This window comes from Clostridium muellerianum (assembly GCF_012926525.1).
In the GTDB taxonomy this organism is placed as follows: domain Bacteria; phylum Bacillota; class Clostridia; order Clostridiales; family Clostridiaceae; genus Clostridium_AM; species Clostridium_AM muellerianum.
Map to the genome: position 1 here is coordinate 1 of NZ_JABBNI010000032.1, position 13932 is coordinate 13932.

Sequence of the window (13932 nt, forward strand, 5' to 3'; positions counted from 1 at the left end):
CCTTTCTTAATTTTTCTCTGCAAAGAAAATTATACTTCAAGGCTTGGTATTATCCATTATTTATTTTTTGGAAACTATAATATGGAAACTACTAAAGTTTCGTTTGTACGAAACTTAGGTAATTAAAAAACTTAATAAAAATCACTATCAATATTTATTTAAATTTAATAAAATTGATAGTGATTTTTTAATCCATTTTCATCATAAAAAAATTAATAATTTGTTTCATTAAATATAAATTTTAAAACGAATTGCATAATTTGATTTTACCTAGATATCTTAAGGACATACTTATTTTAATTCAGTTCTAATTACCTTATTATCATAAAGACTATATATATATTTATTTTGTATTTCTATAAATTTTCCATTATACTTTGTTTCTGCATTTGTCACTGCATTTTTAACGGAATTTTGGGATTTATCTTTTATATACATATTACCTTGTGCAGTTATAACTATGTTATCCTTGTCTGTTAGCGCTGATAATTTTAACTTTTTCCATGGTGATGTGGAATCTTTTAATTCTCCAAGTATTACCTGACTTACTTTTCCGCTTTCTAAAATTCCTGCATATATTCTATCTTGGGTATCTGTACCTAATAAAACCTTTCTACTATCATCATCAAAATCTATACTAGAAATATCCGTTAATTTTTTTTCATCACCTTTTTTATTTTTAACTACAGTTTGAGTCAAATTTTTTATTTCATCCTCTTCCTTATCTTCATAAATTAAATTAGAAGCAAGATTTAGCATTGAAATATTACCTATTTTATTGTTACTAGTTTTTATTTTTTCAACCTGACCCATAACATTAGTTCCATAAATATCACTTTTACCACTCTTATGTAAAATTTTGGTGTACATTACATGATTTGCTGTAGATAAAGCAATATCTTCTATTTTATCACTTTTATTATCAAGTTCAATTATTAATGGTTTCATGTCATGATCAATTAATTGATTTTTACTGCTTTTATTAGGATTATAATTATAAAAATTTATTCTATCTTTAGTATCCTTTTCACAAATCAACAACCAATTAGTATCTGGCAGCCATCTAGAATAACAAATAGATGAATTACTATTGATATCTATACTTTGAATTTTACTATCCTGAGAATTAGCTATCTTTAATACATTATCTTCACAATAAGATACATATTTTCCGTCATATGAAACCTGTATGTTTTCCGCATTTTCAGGAACTTTAATTTCATTATATGCCTTTTTCTCTGATTTTGCGGTACTTTTTACTTCTTTATAATCTGACCTTGCTGCTGAATATGCTTTATCTAAATAGAAAAGCATTCCCGACTCAATTAATACTGCAATTATACTCCAAATTAACAGTTTTTTTAATAAATTCATACAATACAACTCCCTATAAAATCATATAATTCTACATTTAATATCAAGTAAAATTCATACTTAGCTTTACTTTAGTATTATTTAATGTATATTTTAATAATAATTAGCTTGTTTTATTATTTTTCTGGTTCCACATACAAAGCTGTAGGTACTGTTCTTTCTCCATCCCATTCATTTGGACTATTGATTACTTCACCTTCATAATACATTGTACTTGAATATCCTCCATCCAATCTTCCAGCATTAATTGCACCATGATCATACAATATCTTCTGTATATCATAAAGACTTGCCCCTAGCTTTACTAGATTTTTTCTACCATCTGTAACTAAAAACAATACTGTACCATCTGCCTTTTGACCTACTGCTGTTCTTGGATTAGAGCCATCACATTGAGGATCGTCTATTTGTTTTTTACCATCTATTATAAGTGTAGGACCTTGAAAACATAGACATTCAGTTACGTTTAGAGCTTTAAGTTCATTTATGCTGTGATCACCCACTATTAGCTTACCTTCCTTTGTAAAAGCTATTACATTTGCTGGAGTATCCTCATCGCAATCCTTGTATGTAACTTGTCCATTAGAAATAACAAATCCTCCTGGTGTTGATCCGACTCCCGCATAGTTTTTATCTACAAAAGAGCCACCATTTATAGCTGCAACAGCATTCCTCTCTTTAGCCATTTCGCTAGTTCTTTGTCCCCTGTCTGAATATTTAGTATATGCAATTTTTATTCTAGTAGGATCCTTTATCTCTAAAAGGTAACCATCAAACTTTTTATCATTTATTTCATATTTAATTATTTCATTATCATTTTTATGCTGTATATTAATTTTATCAATATCTTCATCAACTTTTGATTCAGTATTTTTACTACTACCTACTATCGCCTCAACTTTTTCTTTTGATAAAAACATTTCCACCAGATATCTATGTCTAGATCCCCAAACCATTCCCACTATAGTCTTTTTTACATTTTGAAAAGGCCCATATAATACATAAAATGGTGACGTAATTGCTATAAAAAAGCTTATATAAATAATAAACGCTATAAATTTTTTAAACGAAAAGGTCTTTTTGGCCATTAATATATTCCTCATTTCCTATTTTATTTTTTATATGAATTAAGTTTTACTTAATCCTTACTTTTTTAATATTTTCTGAAAAATCTCCAAAATCATTATCGTAATTAAGCTGATTTATTACTAAATATAGTTCTTTAGAATCCTTAAAATAGGAACTTTGAAAATTCATACTTAAGCAATTATCTGAATCCATTTCATCTAATTCATTATCTGAGAACATATACTTATTATCTTTTTCATCAACTAGATAAGGTAACTTGCTGTTATCTAATTTCCCATTTTTTATAGTTTCACGCCCTATAGAATAACACTGTGCTGAATTAATTTTATTTTTTCCTAATTTTATTCTCATTTCAATATGTGCAGGATATATTTTTACAGAATCTATATTAAAATCTGTATCATTTTCATTAAACTTAATATTGTTATACACCTCAGGCTTTTTATATTTTAAACTTTTGTAAGTATTTATATCAAATTTCCATTCTCCGGATATACTTATTGGCTCTCTTTTAAAATTTGAAACAAACTTTTCATATTTTTCTTTTGAATAACTCATTTTATAATTTTCAGTTAAACTTAAAAATTTCAAATGTAACTCTTCAGGTATTTTACTTCCACTACAACTCGATATTTCTATACATCCATAGCTCTCCTGATTTTGAGAATAATCTTTAAAACTATCTCCAAGAGAAGCAACTATACAACTATATTTCTTATTATATGTTAATAAAAATTCTCCATCCTTATGATCTAACTTAGCTGGAAGTTTAGAATAATAATTAGAAGTACTATCCAAAAGCTCGTCATCCTCATCATCAGTTATTTTAAAATTCTGCAGAAGAAGATTTTTAAGTCCTTCCTTGTTCATTTTACCGTTTAGAGTATAAAATATAAATAAATTTTTATCATCTCCAACAATATTATTTATAGTAACTTTTACATTCTTGCTTATTTTACCTTCATCTACACATTGAGATGCTCCCTCTTTCACTGCATTTGCTATATTTTTATCATAATAACACTGTAATTCACGAGTTATTGGTTGTCCAATAGTTACATTACTTATAGCCTGAGCAAAAACTGGTATAAATTTTACACTAGTCACAAATATAACAGCTATTGATGCTGCTACTGCTGTATACTTAATTAATTTTCTTTTAACCCTATTTTTTTTCTTATCATTTTTGGCTTTTCTAATAGCTTTTTCTACTACATCATCAAGGTTATCTGAAACTTTTATCTGTTCAAAACCATTTTTAGGTTTAAAGTCCATCTAAGCAAATTCCTCCCTCAGCTGAATTTTTAATTTTTTTAAAGCTCTATGTATATAAACTTTTACAGTTCCCTCTGGAATTTCAAGCAGCTTGGATATTTCCGAAATAGTCATATCTTGAAAATACTTTAAAATAATTATAGTTTTTGATTTTACATTTAAACTATCAATAGCATTATAAAGATCGATACACTTAGGTATATCCGTTTCTATATCTAAATCATTGAAATTAAAATTATCAATCTTTTCGTACTCATCAATTAAAATTACTCTATTATTTTTCTTTAATCTATTTATAGAATTATTTATTACTATCCTTGTAATCCATGTTTTAAAAAACTCTGGGTTTTTTAACTTATCTATATCAATATAAACTTTATATATGGTATCACCTACAACATCTAAAGCCTCTTGTTCATTCTTTAAATATGCAAAAGCTATTTTGTAAAGATTTTCTTTATGACATTTTATCAATTCACTAAAAGCTATATCATCTCCTTTTTGAGCTTTAATCACTCTATCGATATCATTCATTTTTTCACCTCTTTAATTGGATAATACATAGGTCTCATATATTAGACAATTCTATTATATAAAAAGTTACATTTCTAAATATATTTTTTAATTTTAATAATGTCAGTATATCATATTGTACTAAATTAATTCATAATTATATTTTATTTTCTTATTAAAATTATCTTAGGTATCTGAAAGAAAATAGCAAGTATTAATCTCTTATACTTCATTAATATTTTCTCCCTTCCCCCTATACCGTTAAAACTTTAAGATTTCTTAAGATATAAAGAGCTTGATTTCAATAAATAGTTTTATCGTACTTAAAACGTGCTTTTTTAAAGTTTGTTATATAGTATATTTAACTATATAATAAGTTCATAGTTTTTACTTGTGGATTAAAAATTACTTAAAATATATTTAGGAGGATGATTTTTATGGGAATATTAAAAAAGGTTAACAACATTTTTAGAGCAAAGGTTAATGGTGCTTTAGACGATATGGAAAATCCAATTGAGCTTTTAGATCAAAAGCTTAGAGATATGGATGAGAGTTTAAATAAAGCCAAGCTCTCTTCTGCACAGATTTTAGGAAATGTTCATGAAATACAAAAGAAAATGGATAATACTAAAAAAGCTTCTGAGGAATTCGATGAAAAAGTAAAGCTTGCCATGAGTAAAGGCAATGAAGAATTAGCAAAAAAGGCCTTAGCTAAAAAACTTGAAGCCGATAAATCTTATGAATCATTAAAACTAAGTTATGAAGATGCCTTTAAAAAAGGAGAAGACCTTAAGAAAAAATTAAAAGAATTAGAGGAAGAAATTCAAAAAACTAGAACTTATAGAGATGAAGCTGCTGCAAGATATAATAATGCAGAAGCCAGCAAAAAAGTTAATGAAATTTTATCTAATGTAGATGCTGGAAGCAACAAAATAAATTTAAATGACATTGAAAGAAAGGTTCAGAAAAAAGAATCCCTAGCAGAAGGTTTAAATGATTTAAGAGAAGATAATTCTTTAGACAAAGAATTTGAAAAATTAAAAGAAGTGGACTTGGATGAAGAATTAAAAAAATATCAAGTAAAATCTAATTCAAATGAAACTTCAACTCCTCCTGAATCCTAATTCAACTTATTCATAAATGCATCCGCTCTAAAATGCCCTTCTTAAAAAGGTAGGGTATTAGAGCCCTGAGTTATAGTATAAGGCATCTTCAAAAAAAATAATAAGTCTATCTACTAGTCTATTTTGCGTCATGCGGCGTCGGCAGAACCCTTGGATAGTTCACTATCTGCAGAACCTGCCTCCTTGCCTGACACAAAATATACTTTGTATCTGGACTTATTATTTTCTTTCAGATGCCTAAATAATTTATAATACTGTATTCACAATTACTTTATTATATTGTAATATTGTGTTAATGACTATTATTATTGATAGGGAGGAATTTACATGTTTCTAGAAGAACTTAATAAAAAAGAATCTATTAGCTTTATTAATTTAGTTCAGCTGCTAGCTAATGTAGATGAAGTTTTTGCTGAAAACGAAAAGAACTTAATAAATAATTATATAGAAGAACTTTCATTGACTAATGAAACTTTAGAAAATTTATCTTTTGAAGCAGCTACTGAAAATCTAAAAACTTCTACAAATAGAGTTAAAAACATAATTTATTTTGAATTAACTGGACTTGCTTTATCAGATGGATCTTACGACCAAAGAGAACTAGATTTTTTAAATAATTTAGCCTATGAACTTAATATAAGCAAGGATAAACAAAAAGACTTTGTAAATTACTTTAAAAGAGTAAAAGATTCTTATGATAACACTTGCGTTGATTATGAAAGCAAAATAGATTCACTAAAAAAATTAGCCTTAAGTTTATTATAAAGAATCTATTTTAAAGATTAAGCACATAATTTAATATGAATTCCATCTTTAATTGAAAAAGCTGTGAAATATAAGTTAATATCTTAATTTCACAGCTTTTAATTACATTACTTTTTAATAAGATTAAAATAATTCGTTTAAAGTTTATTTGCTCACATATTTAAACTTTAAATTTTGATATAATCTGCTGCAGCTTATCAGCACTTTGCTTATTATCTTCTGTAGTAGATCTTATACTGCCTAACCTTTCATTTATACTAGCTGCCTTACTAGCTATTTCAGTAACACCTCTAGCACCATCGCTTACAGTATTTGCCACTTCTCCTATAGCACTAGTTATACCTGTAATAGATGAACTCAATTCTTCTGCTACAGCACTAAGATCAACCATAAAGTCATTTACTGCTTCAGCATCTTCATTATACCTTTCCCCTGTTTTCACCAATCCCTTGTAGTCTTCTAAAACAGTTTGGTTAATAAACTTAAGAAGTTCTGATGAATTATTTGATAAATTTTCTACTGATTCTGTAACTTGACTTACTACATTCTGAATATTACTAGCTGTTGCTGAAGATTCTTCAGCTAATTTACTAACCTCATCAGCTACCACAGCAAAACCTTTTCCAGCTTCACCAGCTCTAGCTGCCTCTATAGAAGCATTAAGTGCAAGTAAATTTGTTTGTTCTGCAATTTCAAGTATATCAGCAGATAATGACTTTATTCTGTTAATGGATTTAGAATTTTCAATAGCCTTTTCTAAATCATCTTTTACTGACATATATATTGAATTGGCTTTATTAGTTGATTCTAATGAAACCTTCTTTAAGCTTTCTGCTCTTTTTGCAATATCGTTAGCATTAGCTGAGCCATCTGTAGCTTTCTCAGCCATAGAATTTACTGCATTTCCCATCTCATCAGATGAAGCTGAAACTTCTTCTACCGTAGCTGCATTTTCCTCCATACCTGCTGAAAGATTTTCACTTTCTGCTGCTGTTTCTTCTGCATAACTTTTTAGTTCTGTGGTTAATTTTTCAACCAACACTGCATTAGAATTTATTGCATTGGAAGCTGATTTCATATTTTCAACCATCTCCCTTAAGACCTTCCTCATATCCCCCATAGCACGAGCCATTGTTCCTACTTCGTCATTATATTCATATAATTTGTCAAAGCTTTCAACATTCTCTAAATCCAAATTAGCCGTTTTGTGTATAAGATCAACTATTTCAGTAATAGGCTTTGTAATTTTAGATGAAAATGCATAACCTATTCCTATAGCCACTAATGACAGTAAAATTGATATAATTATTATAACGTGAGTCATTCCTTTCACATCTTTCAATACTTCTGATTGATTAACAGTTGTTACAATAAGCCAATTTGTTTCAGGTATAACCTGATAACCTGATATTTTATCTACATTCTTAAAATTATATTTAAGTATGCTGCCTTTTACAGTTTCACCTTTATTCAATTTATCAGCTAGAGCTTTTATTTCAGGTGTTTCTGTAGCCTTACCTATCTTTTCCTTTGTAGGGTGATAAATCATGTTACCCTTGTAATCCATTAAGAAGGCATAACCAGATGAAAAATTACTTATTTTAGCATTAGCTAAATATTTTGAAAAACTGCTTCCATATACTGCTGTACCTACATATCCTAAAATTTCACCATTTAGTTTAACTGGATTAGTAAAAACTACTATAGGATTGTTAGTTACTTTTGACATAATTACTTCACTTATTGAATCTTTACCCTGTAAACTTGGTTTATTATAAGACCTATCATCTAAATTTTTACCAATGTAATTTTTATCACTATCTGCAATTATATTTCCTTTAGTATCTACTAAAAAAATATGTTCTAGGTTTTTAGCATTTTTAATATAATCCTGCAGAGTTAAATTCATATCCTGCTGCTGTTTATTAAATTCTTCACTACCCGGAAAATCCTTATTTACCTTAAGTAAATTTCTAGTCACATTCTTTTCGGAAAAAATTCTAACTCCCAATTTTTCTTTTTCAATTGTTACACTTATAGTTTCTTGAGAACGATTGCATATTTCCTGTATTTGATTATTAGTCTTATTGGCTATTATGTTACTATACCTAATATCAATAAATATAGTGGTTACAGTCATTAAAATAATAATTATTATTGCTATTAAAAAAGGTATTTTCTTTTTTATAGTCATAAAAAACAGCTCCCCTCACTATGTATGTATTTAAATCTATTCTCGTATCTTTTTATAAAACATTTAATACATTATTAGGTGAATTATAATAATAATTATAATTTCATATAAATTTTATTGATTACAGGAATAATTTTCACATTCCTTTCCAATAGATTGATAAACAATAATTGAAGGCATTTGTTTTGATTTTACATTAAATAATTTGCATCCATATGGGAAATTCCTATCCCATGTAATATAATAATACTTACATTTATTGCACTGAACTCTTTTCATACTCATATATTTCATCTCCATATACTAGGGTAAAAATTTTAAATCTTCATAAGGTAGCTGTGTAACTTAATATTACCCCAAATAAGATTCATTGATAGTTTTATTTTAAATTAATAATATATATAATAACAAAAATATAAAAAAAAACACAATATTATGGTTTTTTTACTCAAAATATGATAATATGAATACTTGTTATCCTATTTATAACTTTATTTGTAGAAAAGCTTAAAATTCTATATAATTATTATTTAAGCATTAGTGGTATTAAGCCTAACTTATACCAATATATACCAGTATATGCATTATATTATAAGCTTAAAATATTACTATTATATAACTTAAAAGGGGGAGGCTATAATGAAAACATTTCAGAGTCTCATTAATGAAACTTTAGAAGCTGAAGACTTAGACGAATTAGAAGCCGCAGCTGATTTATTTCAATTTGGTATTGAAAAAGGATATTATACTAAACAGCAAGCAGATGAATTTAACAATGCCTATTGGAAAGTAAAAAATGTTTATTTAGGCTATGAAGTTGCAAAAGAAGTAAAAGGAAGTAAATTAGACATCATTACTATAGTTTCTAATGCTCCAAATAGTGTAAAAAATAATAAAGGCAAACTTGTTAGCTACGTAAATGAACGTATAAAAGCACTTAAAGGTAAAATCAAAGGATTTTAATACGTTTCTGTTGCTTCATTAAAATGAAAAAATCCTCAAACTTAAGAGGATTTCTTTCATTTATTAAAAAGTTTTAAATAAAAAAACTTTTTAATAACTTCTCATATTACCCCTTCTGCACATACAGTTTACTTTATGTTTTAAAGTTCAATTTTCTGTCATTGACTTTATATATATTATATATTACATTAAAGGTATAAATAATTGTTTAGTAATACATCAAGCCTATTAAGTAATCTTCTTACATTATTACTTGTAGTGCTTTTTATTTTTCTGAACCTATTAAAGAGGTGCACTTATGTTTCAATTAATACCTATGGATATAAAACCAAAGGTAAATCTCAATGGCAAAATCAAACCGTATTTTTACATAATTAACTTTTCTTCAGATGAAGAAAGCTTATGTAAAATGGAAATGAAATGTCTTTTTAACAAAGTTCCAAATGTAAAACATTTCTTTTCTTATCATTACATCGACCCTTCTAGAAGCCCATTTATAAAAGAATGTATATCCATAATGTATACTGGAAAATCCTTAGAGGATATAATTCATAAAATTACAACAGACAACCTTAAATATGAAAAATTTAAAGTTTCTTATATAAATTATGGTGATGAAACTGTTGGTTATGAAAATCGACGTAACATTGAATATAAACTTGGGCAAAATATAAAAGGTGAAGCCGAAATGAAAAATCCTGAGCTGATTTTTGGTGTAACCAAATCAAATGGTAAATGGATATTTGGTGAATATAAGAAAAGTGAACCTGACTGGAAACTTCATAGTAGAAAACCATATTCATACTCTAATGCGCTTAATTCAAGAGTTGCAAGAGCAATAGTAAACATCGCAGTATGCAATAATTCGAATTACAAAGTAGTAGATCCCTGCTGTGGTATTGGAACAGTTATTATAGAAGCACTTTCCTTAGGAATTAATATTAAGGGCTGGGAAATAAACCCTATGATTGCTGCAAATGCAAAAATAAACCTTAAATACCTTTACTATAAAAATGTAATTACTACAGGTACTATGCATGATATAAAAGATAAATTTGATGTATCTATTATAGATCTACCCTATGGCTTATTTTCCCCAACTACACTTAAAGAACAAGTAGATATAATGAAAACTGCTCGTAAAATATCAAATAAAATGGTAATTGTTACTTTTGAAGATATGGATAAGCATATTCTCTCAGCTGGCTTTGATATTATTGATAGCTGCTCTGTTTCTAAAAGTAAGTTTAAAAGATATATAACTATATGCAAGTAGTTTATATAATTTTCATAACTAAGCAGCTATTAATTTTCAATAATTTGAGCCAATACAATGATTAGCCAATTGAAAATTGAGAGTTTTAAATTTTGACTTAATATAATCATATTACGAAAGTTGAATATATTAGTAATTGTAATAATTTTAAAAATATGCTTTGTAAAAGTATATTTATGATATAATAATAGGTATTGAAATTTTTTAACATACAACCTATGAAAAAATGAAAGAGGTGTTCTATTATAAAAAGTAAATATGAAACAAAAATCAATGAATACGAAATAAAAGAAAATGTTGCATATGTAAAACTAATGAAAAAAGATGGTTCAATTATTGATACTAAAATAGATGCTGCTGATTTAAAAGCAGTATTAGATAAAGGAACTTGGTTTGCTGAATGGAACAAAGAATTTAATAATTATTTAGTTCAAACTGTATTTTCTTCTAATACAGCTGGTAAAAAACATATTGAAAAGCAAACTTTACCTTCATTTATTTTAGGTACACATCCTAAAGCTCCTATTAGACATGTTAATGGAGATACGTTGGATAATAGAAGATGTAACATATCAATATATGATCAAAATAATGGTGTTAATGATTATGAATCATTAGACCAAGAAACTTCTGCTATTATATTAAGAGATAAATATGGTATAAAAAAATCAAAAACTATAATTGATAAAGAAGATTTGGATAAAGTAATTAACAGTGGTTACACTTGGGTTCCTTTTAAAAGTCATAGCGAAAATTATGCTGTAGCAAATACTGCAGATGGAAGAATTTATCTACATGATTTTATAATGAATACCACTGATGGCACAATTACAAAACATATAAATCTTAATACTTTAGATAACAGAAAAGCTAATTTAAAGAACTCCCTATTAGCTGAACCTTCTGAAGCTAATGATAATGAACAATAATTATTTGCTGTATCATCCTGTAAATATAATAAATGATAAATCTAGTGTGATTATGAAAAATTACAATGAGATTTTTCTAAGTTAAAACCAATTATAATGAAATCCCTAAAATCAAGGCTTATATAAATCGCTTGATTTCAGGGATTTTATTATTTTTTTATTTACTTAAGGAACTATGAATTTTTATAAGTTTACGTACTTTTTTCAATATGTTATCATTAAAATCAAAGCAATATAGTACTAAGTTTCAATTTTAAATTGTGAATCATTACTATCAAATATTCTTTAAATAACAATATCACCAAAAACAGCCTTTGGGTAAAAAGGAGTTATATAAATCATGAAAAAAATACTGTCATTATTAAAGAAAAATAAACTTACTTCCGTAATTGCCATATCACTAGTATTTATTTCTTCTATTATTTACTGCTTTGTATCAAATAATGAAAACTATTATGATAAAACCATAGCAAAAATAATATCTATAAGAGAAACACCCTCTAAAGTTACAAACATAAATGGTGATGTGGAACAAATTAAAAAACAACAAATAAAATCAATAATTATGAATGGAAATTATAAAGGACTCGAACTTGAATTACAAAATTCATCATCATATTCTGAAATTAACGATTTAAACTTAAAAGTCAATGATGAAGTTTTTGTATCAGTACAACAAGATACAAATTCAAAAACAATTTCTGGAAAAATACTTGATCTTAAAAGGGATAAATATATTGTATACATTGCTTCCACATTTATACTGCTAATTTTGTTAATAGGTGGTTTCAAAGGATTTCGCTCTTTAGCCAGTGTAATAATAAATATTATAATTTTTTGTATTGTAATTAAGTTATTTTTACAAGGTTATAATCTTATAATTATTTCTGTTATAGCTAGCCTGCTGTTTGTTTTTTTGTCTATCTCAATTGTATGTGGAATTAATAAAAAAACTCTTTCTGCCATACTTGGCACAATGGCAGGAACTCTTCTATCAATGTTAATAGCTGTTTCTGTAATACAATTAAATAACTGGAATGGTATCATATTTGAGGAAATGGAATTTCTCACTCACCCTCCAGAGCAGATATTTTATATTGAGATTCTTATAGGAACCCTAGGCTCAATAATGGACATTGCAATTTCTATTTCTTCTTCTATAAAGGAATTATGCGATAAAAATCCAAACATTGAAAGCAAAGTTCTTATTAATTCAGGTAAGGAAATTGGAAAAGATATAATGGGAACTATGACAAATACTTTAGTTTTTGCTTATATTAGCGGAAGCGTTCCACTTATACTGCTTTTATTAAAAAATGGTTTCCCATTTTTTTATATTATAAACATAAATCTTTCATTGGAACTTGTACGTGCACTTACTGGAAGTATAGGAATTGTTCTAAGCATACCTATTACAATTTATATCTCTGTAATGCTTTTTAAAAATCATAAGATTGGAGTATTTTAAAACTATGAATGTATCAATGGTATTGTTAATTATATTATTCATTTTAATGATAATTATAGGTGGCAAACGTGGCGTAAAATCATTTTTTACCTTAATTTTTAATTTCTCAATTTTGTTTTTTATGCTTATACTTATTGCAGCTCAAATGGACCCAATTAAGATAACATTTATAGGATCTATAACCATTACTTATATTACCTTGTTTTACATTAATGGACTAAATAAAAAAACAGTTTCGGCTCTTATTTCAGTTACTTTGGTTATATTTATAACTATGCTTATTACATATAATATGGCAGGTAATGCACAAATACAAGGTTTTGGTACAGAACAATCTGAAACAATTGCTTCTCTTTCCGTTTATGTACAACTTAATTTCTCAAAAATAGTTATCTGTGAAGTTCTAGTTGGACTATTAGGAGCAATAATTGATGTATCTATTTCTATATCATCATCAATGTATGAATTATATAAAAATGATTCCTCTATTAGTAAATCTACAATATTAAAATCTGGAATGAATATTGGAAAGGACATTTTAGGTACAATGACAAACACATTACTTTTTGCATACATAGGTGGTTTTATGACTTTAATCATTTATTTTTATGAGCTTCATTATTCAGTATCATCTATAATAAATGCTAAAGTATTCTGTTCAGAAGTATTTCAAGTTTTATGTGGTGGAATAGGTATTATACTTATTATACCTATAACTTCTATAATTACAGCAAACATATTGTATTTAAAGTCAAACTCTTAAATACAAATATTAATGTAATGAATTTACACATTAAAAAATAATTAATTGCCTTATGATTTGACTTTCTATTATAATTTTACATATAATTCTTTCTCCCTAAGCCTATATATTTATTCTATTGTATTATTAAAAAATGTACTTTTATTTCAATAAAACTAAAAAAATACCATGAATATATATAAGTTAATATCACACAATA

Annotated in this window: 13 protein-coding genes; 7 read left to right on the forward strand and 6 right to left on the reverse strand. The window is 26.7% G+C overall.

Going from position 1 to position 13932, the window contains the following annotated elements; genetic code table 11:
• Nucleotides 1-291 precede the first annotated feature (291 nt).
• The 4 genes from HBE96_RS15580 to HBE96_RS15595 all read right to left on the reverse strand — a co-directional run bounded on the left by HBE96_RS15580 (nucleotide 292) and on the right by HBE96_RS15595 (nucleotide 4272).
• Nucleotides 292-1374 carry a hypothetical protein gene (locus HBE96_RS15580; protein WP_169298660.1) on the reverse strand — a complete coding sequence of 361 codons (1083 nt, stop codon included), beginning with the start codon at nucleotides 1372-1374 and terminating at the stop codon, nucleotides 292-294.
• A gap of 116 nt (nucleotides 1375-1490) precedes the next feature.
• Nucleotides 1491-2462 carry a phosphodiester glycosidase family protein gene (locus tag HBE96_RS15585; RefSeq protein ID WP_243186962.1) on the reverse strand — a complete coding sequence of 324 codons (972 nt, stop codon included), beginning with the start codon at nucleotides 2460-2462 and terminating at the stop codon, nucleotides 1491-1493.
• A 46-nt stretch (nucleotides 2463-2508) separates the two neighbouring features.
• Nucleotides 2509-3738, reverse strand: a complete 1230-nt coding sequence (locus HBE96_RS15590) for a DUF4179 domain-containing protein (protein WP_169298662.1) — start codon at nucleotides 3736-3738, stop codon at nucleotides 2509-2511.
• Nucleotides 3739-4272: a sigma-70 family RNA polymerase sigma factor gene (locus HBE96_RS15595; RefSeq protein ID WP_169298663.1), complete on the reverse strand. Its 534-nt coding sequence runs from the start codon at nucleotides 4270-4272 to the stop codon at nucleotides 3739-3741.
• A gap of 416 nt (nucleotides 4273-4688) precedes the next feature.
• Here HBE96_RS15595 and HBE96_RS15600 point away from each other — a divergent pair, with 416 nt between their 5' ends.
• On the forward strand, nucleotides 4689-5375 hold the full coding sequence (locus HBE96_RS15600; RefSeq protein WP_169298664.1) for a PspA/IM30 family protein: 687 nt from the start codon (nucleotides 4689-4691) through the stop codon (nucleotides 5373-5375).
• Between the two features lie 327 nt (nucleotides 5376-5702).
• Entirely contained in the window at nucleotides 5703-6140 is a 438-nt protein-coding gene (locus HBE96_RS15605; RefSeq protein ID WP_169298665.1) for a hypothetical protein, read from the forward strand.
• A gap of 160 nt (nucleotides 6141-6300) precedes the next feature.
• Here HBE96_RS15605 and HBE96_RS15610 read toward each other — a convergent pair whose 3' ends face one another.
• Entirely contained in the window at nucleotides 6301-8334 is a 2034-nt protein-coding gene (locus HBE96_RS15610) for a methyl-accepting chemotaxis protein (RefSeq protein ID WP_169298666.1), read from the reverse strand.
• A 114-nt stretch (nucleotides 8335-8448) separates the two neighbouring features.
• Nucleotides 8449-8619, reverse strand: a complete 171-nt coding sequence (locus HBE96_RS15615) for a uracil-DNA glycosylase (RefSeq protein WP_169298667.1) — start codon at nucleotides 8617-8619, stop codon at nucleotides 8449-8451.
• Between the two features lie 354 nt (nucleotides 8620-8973).
• Between HBE96_RS15615 and HBE96_RS15620 the strand changes: the two genes are divergently transcribed.
• From HBE96_RS15620 to HBE96_RS15640, 5 genes are all read left to right on the forward strand, one after another.
• Entirely contained in the window at nucleotides 8974-9297 is a 324-nt protein-coding gene (locus HBE96_RS15620; protein ID WP_169298668.1) for a hypothetical protein, read from the forward strand.
• 298 nt (nucleotides 9298-9595) lie between these two features.
• Nucleotides 9596-10573: a TRM11 family SAM-dependent methyltransferase gene (locus HBE96_RS15625; protein ID WP_206154959.1), complete on the forward strand. Its 978-nt coding sequence runs from the start codon at nucleotides 9596-9598 to the stop codon at nucleotides 10571-10573.
• Nucleotides 10574-10887: 314 nt separating this feature from the next.
• A complete protein-coding gene (locus HBE96_RS15630) occupies nucleotides 10888-11502 on the forward strand; it encodes a hypothetical protein (protein ID WP_169298669.1) in 615 nt (204 codons plus the stop codon).
• A gap of 340 nt (nucleotides 11503-11842) precedes the next feature.
• Nucleotides 11843-12970, forward strand: a complete 1128-nt coding sequence (locus tag HBE96_RS15635) for a YibE/F family protein (protein WP_169298670.1) — start codon at nucleotides 11843-11845, stop codon at nucleotides 12968-12970.
• A gap of 4 nt (nucleotides 12971-12974) precedes the next feature.
• Nucleotides 12975-13733 (forward strand): YibE/F family protein, encoded by a 759-nt coding sequence (locus HBE96_RS15640; RefSeq protein WP_169298671.1) that lies wholly within the window; start codon nucleotides 12975-12977, stop codon nucleotides 13731-13733.
• The last annotated feature ends 199 nt before the right edge of the window (nucleotides 13734-13932 follow it).

Bases quoted from the DNA above. Each gene is read 5' to 3' on its own strand.
- HBE96_RS15640 (WP_169298671.1), top strand. From the start codon at position 12,975: ATGAATGTATCAATGGTATTGTTAATTATATTATTCATTTTAATGATA.
- HBE96_RS15610 (WP_169298666.1), bottom strand. From the start codon at position 8,334: ATGACTATAAAAAAGAAAATACCTTTTTTAATAGCAATAATAATTATT.
- HBE96_RS15600 (WP_169298664.1), top strand. From the start codon at position 4,689: ATGGGAATATTAAAAAAGGTTAACAACATTTTTAGAGCAAAGGTTAAT.
- HBE96_RS15595 (WP_169298663.1), bottom strand. From the start codon at position 4,272: ATGAATGATATCGATAGAGTGATTAAAGCTCAAAAAGGAGATGATATA.
- HBE96_RS15580 (WP_169298660.1), bottom strand. From the start codon at position 1,374: ATGAATTTATTAAAAAAACTGTTAATTTGGAGTATAATTGCAGTATTA.
- HBE96_RS15605 (WP_169298665.1), top strand. From the start codon at position 5,703: ATGTTTCTAGAAGAACTTAATAAAAAAGAATCTATTAGCTTTATTAAT.
- HBE96_RS15625 (WP_206154959.1), top strand. From the start codon at position 9,596: ATGTTTCAATTAATACCTATGGATATAAAACCAAAGGTAAATCTCAAT.
- HBE96_RS15590 (WP_169298662.1), bottom strand. From the start codon at position 3,738: ATGGACTTTAAACCTAAAAATGGTTTTGAACAGATAAAAGTTTCAGAT.
- HBE96_RS15615 (WP_169298667.1), bottom strand. From the start codon at position 8,619: ATGAGTATGAAAAGAGTTCAGTGCAATAAATGTAAGTATTATTATATT.
- HBE96_RS15630 (WP_169298669.1), top strand. From the start codon at position 10,888: ATGAAAAAAGATGGTTCAATTATTGATACTAAAATAGATGCTGCTGAT.
- HBE96_RS15635 (WP_169298670.1), top strand. From the start codon at position 11,843: ATGAAAAAAATACTGTCATTATTAAAGAAAAATAAACTTACTTCCGTA.
- HBE96_RS15620 (WP_169298668.1), top strand. From the start codon at position 8,974: ATGAAAACATTTCAGAGTCTCATTAATGAAACTTTAGAAGCTGAAGAC.
- HBE96_RS15585 (WP_243186962.1), bottom strand. From the start codon at position 2,462: ATGGCCAAAAAGACCTTTTCGTTTAAAAAATTTATAGCGTTTATTATT.